Source organism: Streptomyces sp. Ru73, from assembly GCF_002920575.1.
Lineage (GTDB): Bacteria > Actinomycetota > Actinomycetes > Streptomycetales > Streptomycetaceae > Streptomyces.
The window spans coordinates 1-2074 of sequence record NZ_PQSQ01000203.1 but is presented as its reverse complement, the minus strand read 5'-3'; the positions used below and the strand labels follow the sequence as shown (position 1 = coordinate 2074).

Here is a 2074-nt window from a genome sequence, read left to right as displayed (position 1 = left end):
GTCAGCCCGCGCGGCGCAGTACGCCCGGTGTGGTGTTGAGCTGCGCACGCAGGACGCGCGTCAGATGCTCCTGGTGCGAGAAGCCGCAGCGGACGGCGACCTCGCTGATCGGCACGGTGGTCGTCCGCAGCAGCCGGCAGGCCCGTTCGACGCGGAGCCGCATGAGGTACCGGTGCGGCGGCAGCCCGGTACGCGCCTTGAAGCCGCGGGCGAACTGACTGACGCTCAGGTTGGCCGCCGCGGCCAGCTCGGCCAGCGGCAGCGGCTCCGCCAGCCGGGCGTCCAGCAGCTCGCGCACCGCCCGGAACTGGCGTTCCGTCAGGCCGCCGCCGCGCGGCCGGCCGGCGACCGGTGCGGGCGCCGAAGCCGGGGCCGGGGCGGCGCGGCCGGCGCTGTGATGCCGGGCCAGCTGCCCGGCGATCATCATCCCGAGCTGGTCGGCGTACGTGCGCGCGCCCGGGTCCCGTTCCCGTACGACGCCCTCCAGCGCCCGGACGAGCTGCTCCAGCAACTGATCGGTGACGCCGAACTCCTCGGCGAGCCGCACCGGGCGGTCACCCCCGGCCGCCTGCAGGAACTCGTCCGCCAAGTACACGTGCACGGTGTCCAGCCGGTCGCCCAGCTCGACGGCCAGTTCGGTGTCGGCCGGGTGCAGGAACAGCCCGCCGGGCGGGATGCGGCGGGCCGAGGTGAGCCCGCGCCGGCCGCGGCTGACGGTGACCGGGCCGTCCAGATGCAGGATGACGAGATGACTGCGGGCGCCGTCGAAGGCTTCCCGGTAGGGCAGTTCACGCTGGGCGGAGAGATAGAGGTGCTCCCAGCCGAGGCCCGCGCTGGTACGTTCCTGCCGGACCCACGGCTGCGCCAGGATCCCGTGGGTGTCCCGCAGCCCCAGCTCAGCCATCGGCTCCCGTCCTCCCGCACACGCACCCACCAGCGCCGAACGCTAGCCAGTGACCGCCGCGATGTGAAGGCACCGACGCGGTTTCCACCGCTATGCCACAACCGAACGCCCGGGCCCGGGTACGGGTCCGGCCTCGGGCCCCAGCCGATGCGTACCGTTCCGGCGCGACCAACTCCCTGGCGTCGACGCCTTCTCCCTCACCCGAGAGGTACCGCTCCGGCTCCTCTTGGCTTGGGCCCACCGCTCCGGCTCTCTCCCCCGGGGGCCGGCTCCCCTTGGCCGCACCCCCTTGGCGGCTGCCCCTTGCCTCTTGCCCCGTGACCTCGCCCCCGTGGCCCTCACCCCCGTGGCCCTCGCCGCGTGACCCTCGCCCCCGTGGTCCTCGCCGCGTGACCCTCGCCCCCGTCGTCCTCGTCCCGTGGCCCTCGCCCCTTGGGCGTACCGTTTCCGCCCGCTCTTTCCCCCTTGGGGGTGACGAGGTCCCCTTCTCAACACAGTACCGGCGGGTACTGACATCGCCGGGGCGGCCGAGGCCCGCCCCTACGGTGAGGGATCCCGGGCCTACTGGCGAGGGAGTCCGGCCCTACGGCGAGGGGGTGCGGCCCTGCTGCCGAAGTACGGCTTCACGGCCCTGCGGCCGGGCCAAAGCCCCTCGGTCCTGCGGCCGGAGTACGGGACGGACCACGGCGCCGCGGCTGATGGCGAGGGCCTTGCGGGGTACGCGGGTTGGCGGGTGCTGGACGGGCGTACTCTACAGGGCTGTAGAACCCGGTTACGGGGACGAGCCCCGGCCGTTGGGCTGCGGGCGGGAGGTCGCGCAGTGGGGTGGAACCGAGTGCCCGCACGGCGGGCGGCGGTGCCGGGGGCCCGGGGCGGGCCCGTTCCGGATGCGGCCTCCATCGTCTACCGGCAGCACGGTCCCGCGGTACCGGCCGGGCGCCGGGAGATCGATATGCGGGACGCGGCCGGGCGGTCCGTCGGGCGGCTGGAGTACCAGCTGTGCCACGAGTGCCGGCGCGGCTGGATCGCCAACATCGCGGTCGCCGAGCACTGGCGCGGCTCCGGCCTGGCCCGCGAGGCGCTGCACCGCGCGCTCGCGCCGGCCGCGGCCTACCGCTGGTACACCTCGCGGCAGACCGCTGACGGCCGCCGGTTCTTCGCGGCGATGGC

General features: G+C 74.9%; 2 protein-coding genes. One reads left to right on the top strand and one right to left on the bottom strand.

Features of this window, described 5'->3' with window-relative positions; genetic code table 11:
• Position 1 precedes the first annotated feature (1 nt).
• Entirely contained in the window at positions 2-904 is a 903-nt protein-coding gene (locus tag C3486_RS36520; RefSeq protein ID WP_103837126.1) for a helix-turn-helix domain-containing protein, read from the bottom strand.
• Between the two features lie 952 nt (positions 905-1856).
• On the opposite strand from C3486_RS36520, the gene C3486_RS36515 reads away from it, so the two are divergent.
• Positions 1857-2074 (top strand): GNAT family N-acetyltransferase (locus tag C3486_RS36515; protein WP_374936970.1); only part of this gene is annotated, 218 nt, incomplete at its 3' end.

Bases quoted from the DNA above. Each gene is read 5' to 3' on its own strand.
- C3486_RS36520 (WP_103837126.1), bottom strand. From the start codon at position 904: ATGGCTGAGCTGGGGCTGCGGGACACCCACGGGATCCTGGCGCAGCCG.